The organism is Cohnella thailandensis, from assembly GCF_014212135.1.
Lineage (GTDB): Bacteria > Bacillota > Bacilli > Paenibacillales > Paenibacillaceae > Cohnella > Cohnella thailandensis.
The window spans coordinates 118,742-139,689 of the sequence record NZ_JACJVQ010000002.1 but is presented as its reverse complement, the minus strand read 5'-3'; the positions used below and the strand labels follow the sequence as shown (position 1 = coordinate 139,689).

Sequence of the window (20,948 nt, the reverse complement as noted above, 5' to 3'; positions counted from 1 at the left end):
AATGCGAAGCTTGCATGGAGGATACCGAATGAATCTCGATATCGAGGCCTGGAAGCAGTTTGCTACAGATCACTGGGTTGTGATCGCGATCGCGCTCGTCGCGATTCTCGTCGTCGTCAATGTCGTAAAAACCGTAGCCAAATGGGCATTGGCCGCCGTCATCGTCATAGCCGTCCTTGTTTATGGCGGCTACTCGGTGAACGACCTGAAGGAAGTCGGCAGCAAGGTGTCGGAGGTCGGCAGCAAGGCGACGGCCGCCCTGCTGGACGAAGCCATCACGTCTATGGCAGGGGAAGCGAAGGACGCCGAATACACGCTGAACGAAGACGGCAGCTACACGGTCAAGACCAAGAGCATTACGTTGTCCGGAATCGCGAATTCCGGCAAGGTCAAGGTGACCTATAAGGGCGTCACCTTCCCCGAAGTTCCGCTCGACGGCGCGGTACGCGAATTCGTCGTCGCCGCGAGGGAAGCATCGCAATGAAATCGCTGGACACCAACCTCGTCACCTTAGCGCTGCTGGCCGTCGTGGCGGTGTCCTTGCTTCAAGGCGTATGGAGAGGCGCTTCAGGCTCCGCGAAGCGCCTTTTCTTGTTCGTCGCGGGTACCGCGATGACGCTGTTGTCCGTCGCGCTGGCGGCATGGGCGGCCTCGGCTTCCTCGCTGCCCGTGCAGAGGTGGCTCCTTAAACAGGGGTGGGAGCCGCCTTCGCCGGACTCTTCCGGATTCGCCCAACTTGGCTACACGCTGTTCTCCGGGGTCCGGGATTTGCCGCTGCTCCGGTTCGCCGCTTTGTTCCTGCTTTATTATCTCGTGCTCCGTTTCGTCATCGGCAGGGTCGGCTCTCTCCTTGCGAAGGTCGGGGCTTTGCCGTTCGCCCTCGTTCCGAGCGGCGGCGCGGTCAGCCGCGCGTTCGGAGGCTTGATCGGAGCGGCGCTGGGCTGCGGACGGGCGATCGTGCTGACCGCCGTCTTGTTCGCGTATTGCTCCCTGGTTCCGCAGGGGCCGTACGTGGACTATGTCGGCCAATCCAGCCTGTATCGCGAGGCGGCCGCCCAGATCATCGAGCCCGCCGCCGGAGATCTGCTCGAATCGCAATTCCCCGTCTTCGCGAAGAAGATGCAGGGAGAGCTCGATCAGCTCTGGCAGAAGCGGTACGACATCATCGACGCGGAGCTCCCTTCCGGCATCGCGCTGGCCGCCCAAGAGATCGTGGAGGGTCAGACGACCGCGACCGGGAAAGCCCGGGCTTTATACGACTGGGTAGGCACGAGGATCGCTTACGATTATGATAAAGTAGAAGCCTATGAAGAGAGAGGCGAATGGCGGGAGCAGACTCCGGCGGATACGTTCGAGACGCGCCTCGGAGTGTGCATCGACTACTCCCGGTTGTACGCGGCGATGGCCCGTTCCGTCGGCCTCGAGGTGCGGGTGGTGACCGGATTGGGCTATGACGGCCTCGGCGGGTACGGTCCCCATGCGTGGAACGAGGTCTACCTGCCGGAGGAAGACCGCTGGCTGCCCTTGGATTCGACTTGGGCCAAGGCGGGCGACTGGTACGATGCTCCCCGTTTTCAAGATACTCATGTCAGGCAAGCATAGATGGATTTAACGATCAGATTATGAATGAGCACCAGGAGGAACACGCAAGTGAGCGATGATCGGACCGAAGAGGCCCAGAAAAGGGAGCTGCGCAACCGCCGCAATTTCAGCTTCCGTCTGAATTTATTTTTTTTCGTCACTTTTTTTGTCTTCTCGACGTTGATTGTCCGGCTTGCGTACCTTCAGTTCGTGGAGGGCGCCTCCTTGAAGGAGAAGGAGCACCAGATCGGCACCCGGGACGTCTCGATCCCGCCGATTCGCGGCAATATCTACGACTCCACCGGCAAGCCGATCGCCTATTCGACTTCCACGCAATCGTTGTACTACACGTTAGAGCCGGGTACGAAGGAAGCGGCCGGCCGGGAGCTCGCGGAACGTCTCGTCGCCGTGTTCAACGAGCACGGGGACAAGAGCGCGACTCCGCTAACTGTGGACGACGTGTTCGAGGACATGGACTTCGGCGGCAAGGTTCATCTTCCGTTCCAGCAGCGCCGGATCAAGTCGGGGCTCACCCAGGAGGAGATCGCCTACTTCAGCGAGCATAAGAGCGAGTTCAAGGGCATCGACATCGTGGAAGAGAGCATCCGGCAATACAGCTCCGACCAAGTCGCCGTGCAGCTCGTCGGTTACATGAAGCAGCTTCAGGGGGCGACATCCCTGGATTACTACAAGGATATCAATAAAGACCAGGACGATCCGACTCTGAAATATTTGGACTCGGAGGACGTCGGCTTCGACGGCATCGAGCTTATGTACCAAGAAGAGCTGCGCGGCCGCAACGGCCTCAAGACGTATCCGGTGAACAGCGAGAGCCGGATCATCGGGCCGATGGAGCTGACGAAGCCGGTCAAGGGGAACAATCTGTTCCTGACGATCAACAAGAACGTTCAGCTGGCTACGCAGAACGCGATCACGACTCATCTGGAGAAGATCCGGACGTCGACGCTCAAGGCGGAGCGGGCTCCGAACGCCAAGACGGGCTACGCGGTCGCCATGGAAGTGAAGACGGGCAAGGTCGTCGCGATGGCCAGCATGCCGGATTACGATCCGAACCTGTGGCAGGGCGGCATCAGCTCGAAGGATTACGATGCGGTCAAGTACTTTATGGGCAACGGAGCGATCCGCGAGGTGCAGGCTCCTTACGAGGACGACAAGGAACGGCTTAAACACCCGTCCTCGCTCGTCAACCTCGGTTCGACCCAGAAGCCGCTGACGATTCTGCTCGGCTTGAACGAGCACCTGATCAGCACGAACTCGACTTACTCCGATCACGGATACTTCCAGTTCGGCCGCAAGGGCTACGAGACGAAGGTCCGCAACTCGCAGAGCGAGGCGAACGGCTTGCTGACCCCTTCGCGCGCGATCGCGAAGTCGTCCAACGCCTTCATGGCCGCGATGATCGGGAACGCCTTGTACCTGCGGGACGGCTCCGACGGCCTGGACGTCTGGGACAGCTACATGAAGCAGTTCGGCCTCGGCGTCACGACCGGCAGCGGCCTGCCCGGAGAGTCCAAAGGCTCGGTCAACTACTACGAGGAAGAGAAACGAGGCAGCGCCCAGTCCGCTCTCGTCTACGCTTCCTTCGGCCAGCAGGGCCGTTATACCGCCCTTCAGCTCGCGCAATACGCGACGACGCTGGCCAGCCACGGGACGAGGCTGAAGCCGCAGTTCGTCGACCGCATCGAGGATGCGGACGGCAATCTCGTCCAACCGTACCAGAAGGAAGTCCTGAACACGATCAGCTACCCGGATGAATATTGGGATACGATCGAAGCCGGGATGTCCCAGGTTAAAGTACAAGGCTTCGCAGGCTTCCCGTACGACTTCTACCGGAAGACGGGAACCTCGGAGCAGGACGTCGGCGGCGGACGGGTCGAGAACGCCGTGTTCATCGCATACGCGCCGGCCGAAGACCCGGTGCTCGCGGTCGCCGTCGTCGTGCCGGAAGGCGGCTTCGGCGGCTGGGGCGCGGCACCGATCGCGCGCCAGATCTTCGACGCTTACGACGAAGCGGTAGGCTTGACCGGCACTCCGCGCAAGTCCGCGACGTCGTCCGACGCGACCGATACTCAGGCAGGCGACGCCGTTGCCGCTAACGCGGGGGTCGCCTCGGAGAATCCATGATTCGAATCGCTATCCGTTCCTTAAGATTCGTTAAACGATCTTGGGGAACGGATTTTTTTGCGTCCAATGGATTGTAAAAAATGGTAGTATATTCATGAGAAGTCATAGCACTCGTGGAAAGGGGAGAGGTTCCGTCCTATGAGCGATCCGAAAACGGAAGAAGCACAGAAACGAGAAATCCGAATCCGCCGCAACTTCAGTTTTCGCCTGAATTTATTTTTCTTCGTCACCTTCGGCTTGTTCTCGCTGCTTATCGTCCGATTGGCTTTCCTTCAATTCGTGGAAGCGGCGGAGCTGAAGGACCGCAAGAGCACGCAAGGAACGGCCGGAGGCTCCATCCCTCCGATCCGAGGGAATATATACGATTCGGAAGGCAAACCGATCGCTTATTCGACGTCCACGCAGTCTCTTTATTTCACTTTGGGCTCCAAGAGCGAGGACGAAGTCAAACGGCTTGCCGAGCGTCTTATCGACGTCTTCGAGAAGTTCGGCGACTCCGCCGCTCCCGAGATCACGGAGGAAAAGCTGCTCGAGCGCATGGATGTTAAATCGCGGAAAAACTATTCCTACCAGCAGCGGCAATTGAAGACGGGATTGACCTCCGCGGAGATCGCTTACCTCAGCGAGCACCGCGACGAATACCCGGGCATCGAGATCGTGGAGGAGAGCATCCGGCAATACAGCGACGACAAAGTCGCGGTCCAGCTTATCGGCTACTTGAACAAGATGAAGGGAGCGAAGGAGAATCTCGACTTCTATAAGAAGATCAACGAGAACCAGACGGATCGCACCCTGAAATACCTTGACGAGGAGTACGTCGGTTACGACGGACTCGAGCTGATGTACCAAGCGGAGCTTCGGGGATTGAACGGTTATAAGTCGTATCAGGTGGATAATCAAAGCAGAATCATAGGCGACATGAAGCTGACCAAGCCTGTCAAGGGACAAAATCTGCACTTGACGATCAATCGCAAGGTCCAGCTCGTCACCCAGCAGGCGATCATGGACCAAATCGACAGCATTCGGCAATCTACGACCAAGGCGGAGAAGGATGCCGAACCGACGACCGGCTACGCGGTGGCGATGGAAGTGGACACCGGCAAGGTCGTCGCCATGGCCAGCATGCCGGATTACGACCCGAATATCTGGCAGGGAGGGATTACGACCCCGGAGCTAAAGCAGATCACGCCGTTTATGGGCAACGGAACGATCCGGGAGGTTTATCCGCCTTACGAGAACGATAAGGAGAGAGCCCAGCATCCGACCTCTCTCGTGCCGCTGGGCTCGACGCAGAAGCCGCTGACCATCCTGGTCGGTCTGGCCGAGAAGCTGATCACTCCGACTTCTAAATGGAAGGACCCCGGGTATTTCCCCTTCGGAGCGAAGGGGCACGAGACGGAGATCCAGAACGCGAGCAGGGCGGCGAACGGCGAGCTCACGCCTTCCAAGGCCATCGCGAAGTCGTCCAACGCGTTCATGGCCGCGAACGTCGGCAACGCGCTGTATCTGCGCGACAAGAAGGCTGGGGTCGAGGTTTGGGACTCGTACATGAAGCAATTCGGACTCGGGGTGAAAACGGAGAGCGGACTTCCGAAGGAGAGTCCGGGCATTATCGAATATTTCAATAAGGAGAGCGGAAGCGCCCAGGCTGCGCTGATCTTTGCTTCCTTCGGCCAGCAGGGGAAGTATACGACGCTGCAGCTGGCCCAATACGCCGCGATGCTGGCGAACCGCGGGCAACGGATGAAGCCGCTGTTCGTCGACCATATTACGGACTCGGAGGGCCGGGTCGTGAGTGCCTCCGAGCCGGAAGTGCTGAATACGGTCGATTTACCGGACGCCTATTGGGAGACGATCGAGGAAGGCATGGGCGCCGTTCAAGTTCAAGGCTTTGAAGGAGTATCCTATTCGTTCCGCAGGAAGACGGGGACCTCCCAGCAGCAAGGGGTCGGCAAACGGAAGTTTGTCGAAAACGCGGTGTTTATCGCGTATGCGCCCGCCGACAAGCCGAAGCTTGCCGTCGCCGTCGTCGTCCCGGACGGAGGATACGGAGGCTGGGGAGCCGCTCCGATCGCCCGCAAAATATTTGATGCATACGATGCGGAAATCGGCTTGACAACGAAGAAAAATTAGGATGTAAACGGTATCATTTCCCAAAATACGTTCAAGAGGCCTAAAAAAACAAAAAATACATGAATGAATATTATTACATTTGTATCTATATATATGCACGAATGTTCTTGTACCAACGGTCATAAATCCGCGAAATGAAAGGAATTTTAGAAATCGGCTTTTCAGATTAAAATGAGTTAACATTGTATACCGTTCCTTTTTACGTTTTTTTTACGTTTCCTAGTAAAATGAGGACATTGACTATTGAAATTTTCGATGTTATAAATGTTTACATCCGTTCATGGATGTATTTATTCTGTATTTATTTTGAGAAGGAGTTGATTCTGTGAAGGTAGACAAAAAGAAGGGGTTATTGCTTCCGCTCGTCGTCGTTATGATGCTGGCAGCCGTTTTGTCCGCGTGCTCCAACAACAATAACGGAAACAACGCGGCTCCGTCCGGATCCGCAAGCAGCAGTCCATCCGCATCCGCATCCGAATCCACAGACGTCAAGAAGGGCGGAGAATTCCGCTTTACGCTGGCGAGCGAACCGCCAAGCCTTGACCCTGCTCTTATGACGGACGCTCAATCGTCCATCGTAGCGGCAGGCCTGTACGAAGGTCTTTATCGTTTGAATTCCGCTGGCGAACCAGAGCCTGCGATCGCTACGGGCGATGAAGTTTCCGATGACGGCTTGACTTATACCTTCAAGCTTCGCGACGACGCGACTTGGAGCAATGGCGACAAGGTAACCGCCAATGACTTTGTATACGCTTGGAAGCGCGCGCTGAACCCGGAAACGGCTTCCGAATATGCATATATGCTGTTCTACATCAAGGGCGGCGAAGAATACAACTCCGGCAAGGGATCCGCTGACGACGTTGCCGTCAAGGCTGTCAACGACACGACTCTGGAAGTGACGCTGAAGTCCGCGACTCCGTACTTCCCGAGCCTGGTTTCCCACTATACCTACCTGCCGGTTCACCAAGCGACGGTTGACGCCAACCCGGCTTGGGCCGCAGACGCTTCGACGATCGTCTCCAACGGACCGTTCCTTCTGAAGGAATGGGCGCACGAAGACAAATTGGTCCTTGAACCGAACCCGACTTACTTCGACAAGGACAAGGTTAACTTCAGCAAGGTAACGATCAGCCTGGTCGAAGACGAGAACACGGTTTACAACCTGTTCGAGACGGGCGACATCGACTGGATCGGCGCTCAAGCCGGTTCCGTTCCGACGGACCGCACGGCTCAAGTTATCGCCGACGGCAGCGCGGAAGTACAAGCGATCGCTTCGACTTACTACTACGTGTTCAACACGCAGAAGGCGCCGTTCAACAACGTTAAGATCCGCAAGGCGTTCTCGATGGCGATTGATCGTCAATCGATCATCGACAACGTAACGCAAGCGAACCAAACTCCGGCTTACGCTCTCGTACCTCCGAGCATCGCGGGCACGGACGGCAAGCTGTTCCGCGAAATGTATCCGGACACCGGGTTCTTCTCGGAGAACGTTGAAGAAGCGAAGAAGCTTCTTGAAGAAGGCCTGAAGGAAGAAGGACTTACCGCACTGCCGAAGATCACTCTGCTGTACAACACGAGCGAAGGCCACAAGGCTATCGCCGAAGCGGCTGCAGACATGTGGAAGCAGAACCTCGGCGTAGAAGTTGCCGTAACGAACCAAGAATGGGGTACCTTCCTCGAAACTCGCGACGCTGGTCAATTCGACATCGCTCGCGCCGGATGGGGAGCCGACTTCAACCATGCGATCAACTTTACGTACGACCTGATCCATCCGAAGTCCCTCAACAACGACGGCAAGTACAGCAACGAGCAAGTCGGCAAGTGGCTGGACGAATCCCTCGCCGCTACCGACGAGAAGGCTCGCCTGGACCTGATCGCCAAGGCTGAGAAGCAAGCGATGGACGACATGGCGGTTCTGCCGTTCTACTACTACACGACGGTAACGATGGTCAAGGATGATATCCAAGGCGTTACTTCCGACTACGCCGGTCACATCGACTGGGTATTCGGCAGCAAGAAGTAATTAGCAGTCAGGAGAACAAATAGCTCAAGGGTATATATAGATTCCCTATATATACCCTTGTTTTTGAGAGGCGGGTATTAACAGTGGTAGCTTTTGTGCTTCGTAAAGTCTCTTTCATGGTTGTCACCCTGTTCCTCTTGGCTAGTCTGACCTTCGTGCTGATGAATGTCATCCCAGGGAGCCCGCTGCAATCAGAGAAGGCGACCAGCGAACAGGTTAAGAAGAATTTGGAGGCCTATTACGGCCTTGATAAACCGATGTTCGAGCGCTATATCACGTACATGGACAACCTGATCCATGGCGATCTTGGCGTTTCCATGAAGAAGAAGTTCCAAACGGTTGAACGCATGATTTCGAGCTCTTTCCCCTATTCGCTTAGATTGGGACTTGTTTCCGTCGTCACCTCCGTCGCAGGAGGAGTCATATTAGGGACGTTGGCGGCGCTGTATCACCGAAGATTCCTCGACCACTTTGCCATGATCATAGCGGTCATAGGCTTGGCGGTCCCAAGCTTGATCATGGGTCCGTTATTGCAGTATATATTCTCCGTTAAGCTAGGCTGGTTCTCGGTAGCTGGGCTTAAGGGCCCGCTCGATTATATTCTGCCTACGATAGCTCTGTCCGCTTCTTCCATTGCGGTTATCGCGCGTCTCATTCGCTCGACGATGGTCGAAGTCATGAACGGCGACTTTATCAAGACGGCTAAAGCCAAGGGGCTGACCGGTCATATGATCGTTTGGCGTCATGCCTTGAGAAATTCCATGCTTCCTGTTGTTACGTATCTTGGATTCATGATCGCTAACGTTATCACGGGTTCGGTTGTCGTGGAACAGATTTTCGCGATCCCCGGACTGGGCAAGTTCTTCGTATCCAGCATTATCGACCGAGACTATCCGCTCATTATGGGCACGACTATTTTCTATGCGGCCATTCTGCTGGTCGGTAGATTTATCGCAGACATTGCCTACGTGCTTGTCGATCCGCGCATTCGCCTCAAGGGCGGAAAGGCAGGTGCTTAACGAATGAATACTCCAGATATGATGAGAGACGACAATCCCTTCGCGCCGCTTCGCAAAGACGCGACAGCCGGCGAGAAGATTACACGCAAGAGCTTAACGGCTTGGCAGGATATCTGGTACCGATTGAAGGGCAACAAGCTGGCTATGTTCGGCTTGTGGGTAATCGTTGCCGTCGTGCTGCTTGCGATATTCATTCCCGTGTTTTCCCCATTTAGTCACGATACGAACGAGTTGGCTAACAAGAACGCCGCCCCTTCCTGGACCCATTGGTTCGGAACCGACAATCTCGGACGGGATATGCTGGTTAGAACCATGACCGGCGCCCAGATCTCGCTATTCGTCGGCGTAATGGCCGCGATTATCGACTTCTTTATCGGGATTATCTATGGCGCGATCATGGGTTACTTCGGCGGCAAGGTCGACGAAATCATGAACCGCATCTCGGAGATTCTTTATGCGGTTCCCAACCTGCTCGTCACCATTTTGCTGCTCGTCGTCATGGAGCCTAGCTTAACGACGATTATCGTCGCGATGTCGATCACGGGCTGGATCAACATGGCCTGGATCGTGCGCGGACAGATGATTTCTCTTAAGAACCAAGAGTATGCCCTCGCTTCTCAAGTGCTGGGGGCCGGACATATGCGCATTCTGTTCCGCCATCTGATTCCGAATGCGATGGGACCGATCATCGTTACCGTAACGCTGAGCGTGCCGAGCGCTATCTTCACGGAAGCGTTCCTCAGCTTCCTCGGCCTCGGCGTTCAGTCGCCGAAAGCTTCTTGGGGCACGATGATCAGCGACAGCATCGGGGCGATGACGCTCTTCCCGTGGCGTCTGTTCTTCCCGGCCTTCTTCCTTAGCTTGACGATGTTTGCCTTCAACGTTCTGGGAGACGGCCTGCGCGACGCCTTCGATCCGAAGCTTAAGAAATAACGACACGAGGGAAGGAGTGAACGGATATGACAACCTTGCTTGAAGTAAAAGACCTCAGCGTCTCCTTCGACGTGTTCGGCGGGGAAGTTCAAGCGATCCGCAACGTCAACCTGGACGTGAAGAAAGGCGAAGCGGTCGCGATCGTCGGCGAATCCGGCAGCGGCAAGAGCGTTACGGCCCAGACGGTCATGCGTCTGATCGCGATGCCACCCGGACGGATCAAGAACGGCCAGATCCTATTCGAAGGACAGGATCTCCTGAAGCTGAGCGAGAAAGACATGCAGAAAATCCGGGGCAACAAGATCGGGATGATCTTCCAAGACCCGATGACGTCCCTGAATCCGACGATGACCGTCGGCAAGCAAATCTCCGAAGGCCTCATTAAACACCAAGGATTATCCAAAAGCGAAGCGAAAGAACGCGCGATCGAGATGTTGAAGCTCGTCGGGATTCCGACGCCGGAAGCCAGATACAAGCAGTATCCGCACGAGTTCTCCGGGGGCATGCGCCAGCGCGTCATGATCGCCATCGCGCTCGCCTGCAACCCGGCGCTGCTTATCGCGGACGAACCGACGACCGCTCTGGACGTGACGATTCAGGCGCAGATTCTTCGGCTGATGAAGAAGCTGCAGGAGCAGCTGGATACGTCGATCATCCTGATCACGCACGATCTGGGCATCGTGGCGGACGTCTGCGACCGGGTCATGGTCATGTACGCCGGCCAGATCGTGGAGAGCGGAACGAAGGAAGAAATCTTCGCGAATCCGAGCCATCCGTATACGAAGGGGTTGCTCAACTCGCTTCCTAAGCTGTCTCAGCGCAAGGACGAGCCTTTGATCCCGATTCACGGCACGCCTCCCGATCTTATCGCTCCGCCTCCGGGATGCGGCTTCTGCGATCGCTGCCCGTACGCGATGAACATCTGCGCGACGACGCCACCGGAAGTCACCGATCTGGGCGGAAGCCATAAGGTCAGATGCTGGCTGCAAGATCCGCGCGCTCAATCCGATAAGAAGACGGAGGTGGGCGTATGAGCAAGACTTTAGTAGACATTCAAGGCCTCAGCAAGCACTTTCAGCTAGGCGGAGGCCGCGTCCTTAAGGCCGTGCAGAACTTTACCCTCGACATCAAGCAAGGCGAGACGGTCGGCTTGGTAGGGGAATCCGGCTGCGGCAAGACGACCGCCGGCCGGACGATCATGCGCCTGTACGAGCCGACGGCCGGTTCGATGATATACGACGGCGTCGACATCACGAAGCTGTCGAAGAGGCAATTCAAGGCTTATCGCCGCCGCATGCAGATGATTTTCCAAGATCCGTACGCCTCGCTTAACCCGCGTCTGACGGTATTGGACATCATCGGCGAAGCGCTCGATATTCACGGCCTTACCCATAGCAAGGCGGAGAGAAAACGCCGCGTCGAGGAGCTGCTCGAGCTCGTCGGCCTGAACGCGGAGCACGCTTCCCGTTATCCGCACGAATTCTCCGGCGGCCAGCGCCAACGGATCGGCATCACGAGAGCGCTCGCCGTACAACCGGAATTCGTCGTCTGCGACGAACCGATCTCGGCGCTCGACGTCTCGATCCAAGCTCAGATCGTCAATCAGCTGATCGAGCTGCAGAAGAAGCTGAGCCTGACCTACCTGTTCGTCGCGCACGACCTGTCGATGGTCAAGTACGTGAGCGACCGCGTAGCCGTCATGTACCTCGGCAAGATCGTCGAGCTGGCGACTAGCGAGGAGTTGTACGACAACCCGCAGCATCCGTACACGCAGGCGCTGCTGTCGGCCATTCCGGAGCCGGATCCGAGCGCGGCCCGCGAGAAGGAGAGAATCGTGCTCTCCGGCGACCTGCCGAGCCCGATCAACCCGCCGAGCGGCTGCCCGTTCCGTACCCGCTGCCCGGCGGCGACGGAGAAGTGCGCGGCCGAAGTTCCGGAGCTTAGAGAGACCCGCAACGGCCATTGGGCCGCTTGCCATTATGCATAAGAGAGAATAAAAGGTTAGAACTGCCCCTTAGGTCCTTGTCGGACTTAAGGGGCAGCGTTCGTTTAGGCACTCTTTAGGCGCATGATCGCGGGTTGTGTGCGGGCTTCGTCGTGCTCCCATTCATTTTGTGATAAAATGGCGTTGGTATGTTTATCTGCATAAAGGGAAGCCATACAGAAAGAAGGAGTGAACGTTCGAACCTTGGGAAACTATCGACTTCTGGCATTGGACTTGGACGGAACGACGTTGAACGACCGAAGCGAGATCAGCGCCGCGAACCGGGAATGGATCGCGAAGGCGAGCGAAGCCGGAGTGACGGTATGCGTGTCGACGGGGAGAGGCTACGACAGCGCGCTGCCTTTCGCCGAGCAGCTTGGTCTCTCCGAGTCTCCGATGATCGTCGTGAACGGCGGGGAGATCTGGAGCAAGCCTAGCGAGCTTCATCGCCGAACGACGCTGCCCGCGGAGAAGGTCATGAAGCTTCACCGGCTGGCGGAGCGGCACGGCGACACGTGGTTCTGGGCTTATTCGACTCAGGGCATCTACAACAAGGAACGCTGGGCCGGGGACACGTACGACTTCGAGTGGCTGAAGTTCGGCTATTACAACGAAGATACGAAGGTGCTGGGGTCCATCCTTCAAGAGCTGCAAGGCTGGGAGGGTCTCGAGCTGAGCAACTCGTCTCCTTACAACATCGAAGTGAATCCGGCCGGCGTATCGAAGGCGACGGCGATCGAGGAAGTGTGCCGGATGCTGGGCTTCAAGATGTCGGAGGCGGTGGCGGTCGGCGACAGCCTTAACGATCTGGCGGCTATCCGCGCCGTCGGGCTCGGGGTCGCGATGGGCAATGCCCAAGACGAAGTCAAAGCGGGCGCGGATGTCGTCACGGGAACGAACCTGGAGGACGGCGTCGCCCAAGTCATTCAACAATACGTGTTAAAGGCGTGATGTGGCATGGATATTTTAGGCTGGATCATCATTGTGGCTTTGTTCGTCGTGGGGATGGCCGGCGCGGTATACCCGGTTCTGCCGGGAGTGTTCGCGATTTACGCGGCGTTCTTCGTTTACGGATTCTTTTTCTCCTTCGAGCCGTTCGGCTTCTGGTTCTGGGCCATCCAGACCCTCATCGTGCTCGCGCTCATCGTCGCGGATTACGTCGTCAATGCCTGGGGCGTCAAGAAGTTCGGAGGCTCCAAAGCGTCCGTCTGGGGCAGCACGATCGGCGTCATCATCGGTCCTTTTGTCATTCCGGCGTTCGGTCTGATCATCGGTCCGTTCGCGGGCGCCCTGCTGGGAGAGCTCATCGCGGGTTCCTCCTTCAACAAGGCGCTTAAAGTCGGCTGGGGATCTCTCGTGGGCTTGTTCGCGAGCACCTTCATGAAGATCGTCCTTCAGATCGTCATGATCGTTCTGTTCATCATTTGGCTTATCGTATAACGACAGCCGCCTAAGGAGGAGCCGCATTGATCAAAGTAACGGTCTGGAACGAATTCCGGCATGAGCACGTCCATGAGGAGGTTCGCGAGGTATACCCGGACGGCCTTCATCGCGCTATAGCGGAGGGCCTCGAGCAGGAGGAGGGCTTGAGCGTTCGCACGGCAACGCTGCCCGAGCCGGAGCACGGCCTGACCCAAGAGGCGCTGGACGACACCGACGTCCTGATCTGGTGGGGGCACATGGCCCATCATGAGGTCGAGGACGAGATCGTGGAGAGGGTGCATCGGAGAGTCCTGGAGGGGATGGGGCTGGTCGTGCTTCATTCGGGGCATTTCTCGAAAATTTTCAAAAAACTGATGGGGACGAGCTGCGACTTGAAGTGGAGGGAAGCGAAGGAGAAGGAGCGCATCTGGGTGGTCGATCCCGCGCATCCGATCGCTGCCGGACTTCCGGAGTTCTTCGAGATCAAGCCGGAGGAGATGTACGGAGAGCACTTCGATATCCCGGCCCCCGACGAGCTCGTGTTCATCAGCTGGTTCGAGGGCGGAGAGGTGTTCCGCAGCGGCTGCACCTACAAGCGCGGCCAAGGGAAGATCTTCTACTTCCGTCCGGGCCATGAGACGTATCCAACCTATTATCATCCGCTCGTGCGCCGCGTCATCGCCAATGGCGTGCGCTGGGCGGCTCCGTCGGGGGCGGCCAAGCCGGTCCGCGGCAATCATAAACCGTTAGAATCGTTGGGATGAGAAGCTGATATGGTAAAGAAAGATTCATTGGTCAAAGGAACGATCATTCTGGCCGGGGCGGCTCTCGCGGCCAGGGTATTGGGCATATTCCAGCGGGTTCCGCTGGAGTACGCGATGGACAAGAACGGGCAAAGCGCTTTCGGTCTCGCCAATAACGTGTATCTACTATTGCTCGTGTTCGCTACGGCGGGCATTCCGAGCGCCATCTCCAAGATGGTGTCGGAGCGGCTGGAGCTCGGCCGCGAAGCGGAGGTCAAGAAGATCTACCGAGCCGCTATTAGGTTTGGAATACTTATGGGCATTATCATGACGCTTGTTCTATTGCTTGTTGCGCCTTACTATGCGTCGTTCTCTAAGGTTCCGGATGGGGATCTCGCGGTTCGGGCTATCGCTCCGGCCTTGCTTTTCTTCCCCATAATCGCGATGATGCGGGGATATTTCCAAGGCCGCCAGTTCATGATGGCCGGCGGCGTCTCGCAAGTGATCGAACAAATTGCCCGGGTAATAACGGCGGTCGGTCTCGTCTTCCTTCTTCAAGGTCTTGGCTATAACAATCGAATTATGGCGGCAGGAGGCGCGCTCGGGAGCGTCTTCGGCGGCATAGCCGCGCTGGCCGTCATGCTGTGGTACGCACGCAGGTTGGAAGCAGGCGATCGCAAGTCGCCGCGAACGGAGTCGATCCCTTCATCCGTACAGGCTGGAGGCCCTCCGGTTCTGACGCAGACGAAGGATATCTACAAGGCGATTCTGAAGATTTCCATTCCGATCCTGCTAACGGCGATGACGGTTCAACTTATCTATTTTATCGATACTTCCCTTCTTGGGCCGCTATCCCACTGGAATTTCGATAAAGCTACCGTGGAATCCTGGCTGGCGGGTCTCGTCACGAATGCCCAATCCATCGCCGGCATTCCACCGGTTCTCGCGATCGCGCTAAGCACCTCGATCTTGCCGGTGCTTGCGGCGGCATTCGCGGCTCGCGACGACGAGAGGGTGCGAAGCCAAGGGATGCTGGCGATGCGGATCGCCATCTTCACCGGCATGCCTATCGTCCTCGTGCTCACGGTCGGCGCACATGCCGTCAACGGCTTGTTGTTCAGCAAGCCGTCGGAGAGCGAGATCGTCGCCATGCTCGCCGGGGGCACCATTTTCCAGATTACGATGATGACCTCGAACTCGATCCTCAACGGGATCAGCCGTCAGCGGACGGCGATGGCGCATACGCTGACCGGGATCGCGATCAAACTCGCGCTAAGCCTGGCGCTTACCCCGTTCTTCGGGGTATACGGCCTCGTCGCCGCGACGAGCGTCTGCTTCATCTTCGTGACGGCCTGGAACATGATCACGATCCGGAAGCTGACCGGCATCAAGGCGCTCGGCGATCGCTGGACAGGCTTCGCGTCCGCGGTGACCGTCATCGCGGGGGTCGGATCGGCTATCGTTTATTACGGATTGGAATGGACGGAGTCGCTGGGGGGCAAATGGCCGTATCTGATCGTAACGATCGTGCTCGGCATCTTCGTATGCGCGGCTTACCTGGTTCTGCTCGTTCTGTTCCGAGTCATCCGCTCGGAAGATTTAAGCGGCTATCCGGCGAGAATCCGCAAGGTACTCGGCCCGGTCGTTCGCGCGCTCGGTCGTTCCCGCGGCTCAGCTTCCGCCTAAATCCAGATAATCGCCGATTCGGACGGCCGCCTGCAGCTTGCGTTGTCCGAAAACATGCTCGCGAGTCATGTCGATGACGCGGGGCTGGCGCATTCTCTTGAGATAATCGAGCGCGGATAGATCCTCATACCAATCTCCTGCTTGGACAGGCCCCAGAGCCTGGTTGTCCCAAGCGTCGGTCAGGCGGGGACTGAACCAAGGAGGGGGTCCCAGAGCGGTGTCGAACCCGGAAATCCCGGGAACGGCATCGCTTTTTGGCTTATCCGTAAACAGATGGGGCCAATAATCCGCCCGCGAGCCCGTATGCGGCACCGCTTCGGCGAAGGCGAGCGCCCGCGCGTGCACCTTCGGATAGCCGAACAGGATCGAATAGAGATCCTTCCCGAATTCGATCCGCTCGTCAAGCTGCCCGAACCTCTCCAGCACTCTGCCGGCCAATCGGCGCACTCCCCTTTTTCCCAAGAGCGGCAGCAGCAGTTGATTGGATTGGAGCAGCGGCTGCGACCGGAAAGCAAGCGTGCTCAATATCTCATCGCGGTATAACGGATCCCGAACGACTCGCTTCTCGATGACGTTCTGCTCGTTTACGACCAGAGCGACGGTGAGAGGAACCGGATTCCGGCCCCGCCAGAACAGCTCCCAGAACGGCCGCATGAACACGGACACGCTCAGATGAGGCAGCAGCTCGAATATCGCATGTCCCTGTCGTTTGCTCTCCGAATAAAGCAGCAATTGAGGATAGGCATCGCGGAAAATCAAAGCATTGCAGGCTTCGAGCATACGGAAGGTCAAACGAATCGTTTCCTGGTCCAGCAGTTTCGGAAGCCACTCTCCGCGGAGGTCGGTCATGCTCCAGCCGCCGTTGCGGGAGACCAGATGGGCAAGCAGCGCCCAATGCAGCTCCGGATGCCGCCCGTACATCTCCAGATAGGCCGCCGTTCGAGTCACGTTGTTGCGATTGAGCCGTTCGGTCTCCTCCCGGATGCGGCGGACCAGAAGACGGCTGCTTTCCTTCAAGGAAGGCAATCCGCCATCCGGCGAACGAGGCTTCTCCTTCAGCTTCCCGTATAGCCAGCGCCATTCCTCCTCCGTTACGCTCAATGGGACGGCACGGGCTCGAAGGGGAATCGAACGCCACCAGCTTGTCGTTTTGGCCGCCATGCCTTCCCAGAAACCAATCGCCTTGGTTTGTTCTCTTCGAATATTGAAGCCCTCCGTCCCTAGAGCGTCCTCTACTGGAAGGATTTCCAAGCAGGGCGTCGAACTATCCATCAGGACCTCCTCCGCCGAATAGGAATCGCGCGAATTCGTTCGCTGACCGCACCATGAGGTCGATAATACGAAGATGGAATGGGGAGACAATAGTGGGCAAAGCGTTAAAAAGGTGGATCGTTCCTTCGATGGCCGTTCTGCTGGCCGCCGTGCCGGCGGGTTGCGAATCGGTAGGCGGACTGGATTTGAACAAGGTGCTCGTGGATAAGGCGGCGGAATCGGTCTCCGTCGAGCCCGAGCGGGTGACGTCCGCGACGATCGGGTTCGAGCTGGATTGGAACGAAGAGCTGTTGGAAGCGGATTTGCAGGAAGCGGAGCTGGAAGGCGAGGACGAAGCGTATATTGCCCGGCAGAAGAAGCTGCTGGATTGGCTGACTTCGGTGAGCTTTAAGCTTAATGAAATAAGGACGGACGAGAATGGGCGCGTTCTGGCGAGCGGCGCGCTGACGTTCGGCAAGGGGGATATCCCGTTCCGCCTGCACGTGGACGAGTCGAGCCTTCTGCTCGAGGTGGAGGGCGCGAAACGGCCGCTTGTCATTGACATAGGCGGGGTGCTCCCGATCGATGGCGGCCTTGCCGGCGGATCGCCATGGTTCGGCTTGCAGAACACGGAAGAGGGAGAGGCGCTTGTCCGTACGGTCGCTTCTTACTTCATTGGTCATCTTCCGAATCCGCCATCCATTGAGGCGAAGCTCTCCAGCGTCGATATTCATGGGACGAAGACGAACGTCACCCATGTACATGCCGAGCTGAACGGCAAGCAGCTTGGCGAGCTGATTCCGGCCTACCTTGACGCCTTGTCGAAGGACGAGGAGGGGCTGAGAAAGATGCTGAACGACGTGACGCAGTGGATCGAGGACCTCCCCCAAGAGCTGAAAACCGTTCTTGAAGTGGACGACGAAACGTTGCCTGCCAAGGAGGAGATCGAGGAGACGGTCCGGGAAGCCCTCGACGCCTTCAAGCAATTGCGCGAGGAGTTCGATGCGAGCAAGGAAGAGGCGGGAGAAGAGTGGAACGAAGCGTTTAACGAGAACACGACTCTCCTAACGGACCTATACGTCGATTCCGGCTTGAATATTCGCAAGCTTGCGGCCGAGCTTAAGGTTGATCTCCCTGAGATGGAGGAGGACTACGCGTTTATCCCGCTGGAGGGCTTTACTCTTCGCTTCGAGCAGGAGAACTGGCTGGAGGAGAACGCCGAGCCGATCCCGAACGTGGCGAAGCCGCTTCGCGCGCTGGGACTCGAAGACATGGAGAGCTTGTCGACTATCGGCGGATTGAGGTTGTTCGAGAACGATTCGCTGATCTACGACCTTCTGAAGAACGACTTCGAGATCGACGATACGAGCTTTATTCTTTATCCAAGAGAGGTGTGGGCTTGGGAAGCGCCGTATTATGTCGCCGAGAGCGGCGAGATCCTGCTGCCGGTTCGCCAGACCCTGGAGGGCTTCGAGGATAACGTCGTTTATCAAGGAGGGAAGCTGAGCTTCTACGACGAAGCTACTTATCAGGAGGCCGCGCTGACCGTAGGCAGCGACAAGATCAAGGTGAACGGAGCCGAGCAGACGTGGAACCATCCCGTCGTTGCGATCGACGGAGTCGCTTATGCCTACGCGGACGATCTGTTGGACCTGCTAGGCGCCGGTTATTCCCTGGTACCGGGCGACGAGAATGGCGGCCTGCTGATCGAGAGGGATTTGTAAGGCCGCATTCGAAGTCGTATAATGTTCGTTAACAACGACAGGTTCTGGGGAGGAATCCGAATGCGCAAAATTACGGAAGACGCGGCGTTCCGCGAGCAGACGGGCAAGTCCGAGCTTACGGTCGCCGTGTTCAAGACGACATGGTGCAAGGATTGCCATTTTATCGAGCCGTTCATGCCGGACGTGGAAAAGAAATACGAAGGTCGCATTGCGTTCATCGAGGTCGACCGGGACGATCTGGCGGATCTATGCAGCGAGCTCAACATCCTGGGCATCCCGAGCTTTATCGCTTTCCGGGACGGCAAGGAGCTCGTACGATTCGTGAACAAGCTGCGCAAATCCCGCGAGGAGATCGAGCAGTTCCTCGATCGCGCGCTGGAAGTGTCGAACGCTTTGCCTTCTTCGGCGCAATAATCGAATAACGGTTTTTAGCGGAGAGGCTGTCCCATAGCTTATGGGCGGCCTTTTTGTCGTTTCTGCTTACCGAATGGATACTCAGGCACCGAACGGGAACCTCCTGACCGGAAAGTGCGTACTGTTCAAACCCGGAGCGCATTGCTATTCTTGGTAAAAAGAAAAGAGGTGCGAGATGCCGAATAGTCAACAGCAATCATCGACGTGGGAGTGGGATTTGCAGCCCGGGGCTTATACGGCCCGCGAGGTCGTTCGCGAAGTGGGGACGCTTCTGGCAGCCATTGAGGTTCATCTGGGGGATGCCGCGGATGCTTGCTCGCTTCTAGATAATGTTCAAGCCAGCCTTGCGGTCGAAGGCCGCGAAGCGGTCCTTCCTCTTGGAACGCTGCGGTTCCAAGACCATGCCCGCAGAGAGCTTGCCGCGCAGGCGGTCAGGATCGGGGAAGCCATCGCGCGGCTGGCCCGCGAGCATCGCGAGAGTAAGACCGCGTTAAAGCGTTATGGAGCTTACAAGCTAAGCGGCTTAATGTTTCGCAGCCGTTGCGATTCGCATCTATGGACTCCCCAAGCGGCCGCATTGCTTACCGGGCCGAGCGGCGGACCTGTCGTCATGCAGTTGTTCAATGAATACGTTCATCAATTGATCCTGCTTCGGGATATCCTGCTTCCGTTCGACAATTGGGAGGAAGTGCGCATTGAGATTCCGGAGCATCGAGCTCGTTTAGGGCTTCGTCATGTCGAGCCGGCGAGAGAGCAGTTCCTCTCCGAACTAATGATCAAGCAGATCCCTCACCGGTCAATCGTTAGGTACGCCCAAGCCGTGCTCAGTCCGCAGCTGCCGGGAGAGGGATACGGCTTCCGATACCGCCTTGGAATCGTTCTGCCTTCGGGGATCGGAGAGTCTTCGTTGCCGTCTAGATACTTGCTGCGATGGCATGCTCCGGGAACGATCCTTAGCGGTTTCTCCTCTAGCGATGAGCCGGCCGTTATCGCCTATTCGGAGACGGATTACTATTCCGCGCCGAGAAGCGCGATCGGGCCGGGCGCGCCTGGCTCCGGCAACGGGAAGTCGGAGCCGAGAACGCCGGCGGCAACGGATGGGTTCGTGGCTTCCGAAGAGGCTGGACGAATATACGTCCACTTCCGGATTCGACTTGGCTCGCAGGAGTTTGACATCGATCTGGGACAGATTTCGAGAGGATATCGATATTCGTATGAAGCGATCGAGGCGAAACCGGAACAAGCGGACGGCAGGGGAGCACGGGCGGATTGGCACGTGCATGATGCCATAACGATACTCGGGCTTCCGGGGCTCGTTACGGCGGAGGAAGGGACGCACCTAATCCCGACAGGAGGAGACTCCTCGATTTGTTGGGCGCTTCTCGGCAAGCTCTATCCGGAGAACGTGATTCTGCTGCGCGAAGGGGAGGGAAGGAAGTCGATAGAAGGGATCGGCAAAGGCTTCGGCTCGACATTCTTGATTGATTAAGAGTCCGAAGCGGCAGGAGGAGTGCCGGATCCATTCGCCCTTTCCAAGCTGCGTTCGCCTTCCATCGCTTCGATATATTTGGCGCCGTAATCGCTTAGCGTATTTAGAATCGGCACCAACGAGCGACCGAGGTCCGAGAGCTGATATTCGACTTTCGGAGGCGATACCGGATAAACCTTGCGCGTAATGAGTCCGTCTTTCTCCAAATCCCTCAGCTGCGCCGTCAACATCTTCTGGGTCGTTCCGGGCATCAGCCGTTGAAGTTCATTGAATCGGAAAATATGGTTGTCCAAGTAGTTCAGGATAAGAGCCTTCCACTTGCCGCTAATGAGCTCGATCGCGATTTCGGAGGTACAGCGATAGGTCGATTGTCGAAATTGGAACATGTTCAAGCCTCC

The 20,948-nt window shown here is 57.2% G+C and carries 18 protein-coding genes; 16 read left to right on the top strand and 2 right to left on the bottom strand.

The annotated features are described in order from the left end of the window. Positions 1-28: 28 nt before the first annotated feature. From H7B67_RS01115 to H7B67_RS01055, 13 genes are all read left to right on the top strand, one after another. Entirely contained in the window at positions 29-484 is a 456-nt protein-coding gene (locus tag H7B67_RS01115) for a hypothetical protein (protein ID WP_185117959.1), read from the top strand. Continuing rightward, positions 481-1,602, top strand: a complete 1,122-nt coding sequence (locus H7B67_RS01110) for a transglutaminase domain-containing protein (RefSeq protein WP_185117958.1) — start codon at positions 481-483, stop codon at positions 1,600-1,602. Before H7B67_RS01115 ends, H7B67_RS01110 begins: the two co-directional genes overlap by 4 nt. Before the next feature lie 48 nt (positions 1,603-1,650). After that, a complete protein-coding gene (locus H7B67_RS01105) occupies positions 1,651-3,726 on the top strand; it encodes a peptidoglycan D,D-transpeptidase FtsI family protein (protein WP_342592571.1) in 2,076 nt (691 codons plus the stop codon). Positions 3,727-3,864: 138 nt separating this feature from the next. Beyond that, on the top strand, positions 3,865-5,859 hold the full coding sequence (locus H7B67_RS01100; RefSeq protein WP_185117956.1) for a peptidoglycan D,D-transpeptidase FtsI family protein: 1,995 nt from the start codon (positions 3,865-3,867) through the stop codon (positions 5,857-5,859). Positions 5,860-6,184: 325 nt separating this feature from the next. After that, positions 6,185-7,885 carry an ABC transporter substrate-binding protein gene (locus H7B67_RS01095; RefSeq protein WP_185117955.1) on the top strand — a complete coding sequence of 567 codons (1,701 nt, stop codon included), beginning with the start codon at positions 6,185-6,187 and terminating at the stop codon, positions 7,883-7,885. Between the two features lie 83 nt (positions 7,886-7,968). Next, positions 7,969-8,904 (top strand): ABC transporter permease subunit, encoded by a 936-nt coding sequence (locus tag H7B67_RS01090; RefSeq protein WP_185117954.1) that lies wholly within the window; start codon positions 7,969-7,971, stop codon positions 8,902-8,904. Between the two features lie 3 nt (positions 8,905-8,907). After that, the gene (locus H7B67_RS01085; RefSeq protein ID WP_425353906.1) at positions 8,908-9,837 is read left to right on the top strand and encodes an ABC transporter permease; all 930 of its coding nucleotides are present in this window, start codon (positions 8,908-8,910) and stop codon (positions 9,835-9,837) included. Positions 9,838-9,863: 26 nt separating this feature from the next. After that, positions 9,864-10,871 carry an ABC transporter ATP-binding protein gene (locus H7B67_RS01080; protein WP_185117953.1) on the top strand — a complete coding sequence of 336 codons (1,008 nt, stop codon included), beginning with the start codon at positions 9,864-9,866 and terminating at the stop codon, positions 10,869-10,871. Further along, entirely contained in the window at positions 10,868-11,824 is a 957-nt protein-coding gene (locus tag H7B67_RS01075; RefSeq protein ID WP_185117952.1) for an ABC transporter ATP-binding protein, read from the top strand. The genes H7B67_RS01080 and H7B67_RS01075 overlap by 4 nt, the downstream gene beginning before the upstream one ends. Positions 11,825-12,025: 201 nt before the next feature. After that, positions 12,026-12,772, top strand: coding sequence for a Cof-type HAD-IIB family hydrolase (locus H7B67_RS01070; RefSeq protein WP_185117951.1), 747 nt, complete (start codon positions 12,026-12,028; stop codon positions 12,770-12,772). Positions 12,773-12,778: 6 nt separating this feature from the next. Further along, positions 12,779-13,261 (top strand): DUF456 domain-containing protein, encoded by a 483-nt coding sequence (locus H7B67_RS01065; RefSeq protein WP_185117950.1) that lies wholly within the window; start codon positions 12,779-12,781, stop codon positions 13,259-13,261. Positions 13,262-13,287: 26 nt separating this feature from the next. Continuing rightward, positions 13,288-14,007 (top strand): ThuA domain-containing protein, encoded by a 720-nt coding sequence (locus H7B67_RS01060; RefSeq protein WP_185117949.1) that lies wholly within the window; start codon positions 13,288-13,290, stop codon positions 14,005-14,007. Between the two features lie 9 nt (positions 14,008-14,016). Then, on the top strand, positions 14,017-15,672 hold the full coding sequence (locus tag H7B67_RS01055) for a putative polysaccharide biosynthesis protein (RefSeq protein WP_185117948.1): 1,656 nt from the start codon (positions 14,017-14,019) through the stop codon (positions 15,670-15,672). Here H7B67_RS01055 and H7B67_RS01050 read toward each other — a convergent pair. Continuing rightward, entirely contained in the window at positions 15,658-16,944 is a 1,287-nt protein-coding gene (locus H7B67_RS01050) for a DUF2515 family protein (protein WP_185117947.1), read from the bottom strand. The genes H7B67_RS01055 and H7B67_RS01050 overlap by 15 nt on opposite strands. A 92-nt stretch (positions 16,945-17,036) precedes the next feature. Here H7B67_RS01050 and H7B67_RS01045 point away from each other — a divergent pair, with 92 nt between their 5' ends. From H7B67_RS01045 to H7B67_RS01035, 3 genes are all read left to right on the top strand, one after another. Then, a complete protein-coding gene (locus H7B67_RS01045; RefSeq protein WP_185117946.1) occupies positions 17,037-18,647 on the top strand; it encodes a stalk domain-containing protein in 1,611 nt (536 codons plus the stop codon). Between the two features lie 60 nt (positions 18,648-18,707). Next, positions 18,708-19,061: a thioredoxin family protein gene (locus H7B67_RS01040; protein ID WP_185117945.1), complete on the top strand. Its 354-nt coding sequence runs from the start codon at positions 18,708-18,710 to the stop codon at positions 19,059-19,061. 175 nt (positions 19,062-19,236) lie between these two features. Then, positions 19,237-20,550, top strand: coding sequence for a hypothetical protein (locus tag H7B67_RS01035; RefSeq protein WP_185117944.1), 1,314 nt, complete (start codon positions 19,237-19,239; stop codon positions 20,548-20,550). Here H7B67_RS01035 and H7B67_RS01030 read toward each other — a convergent pair. After that, entirely contained in the window at positions 20,547-20,936 is a 390-nt protein-coding gene (locus H7B67_RS01030) for a winged helix-turn-helix transcriptional regulator (RefSeq protein WP_185117943.1), read from the bottom strand. The genes H7B67_RS01035 and H7B67_RS01030 overlap by 4 nt on opposite strands. Positions 20,937-20,948 lie beyond the last annotated feature (12 nt).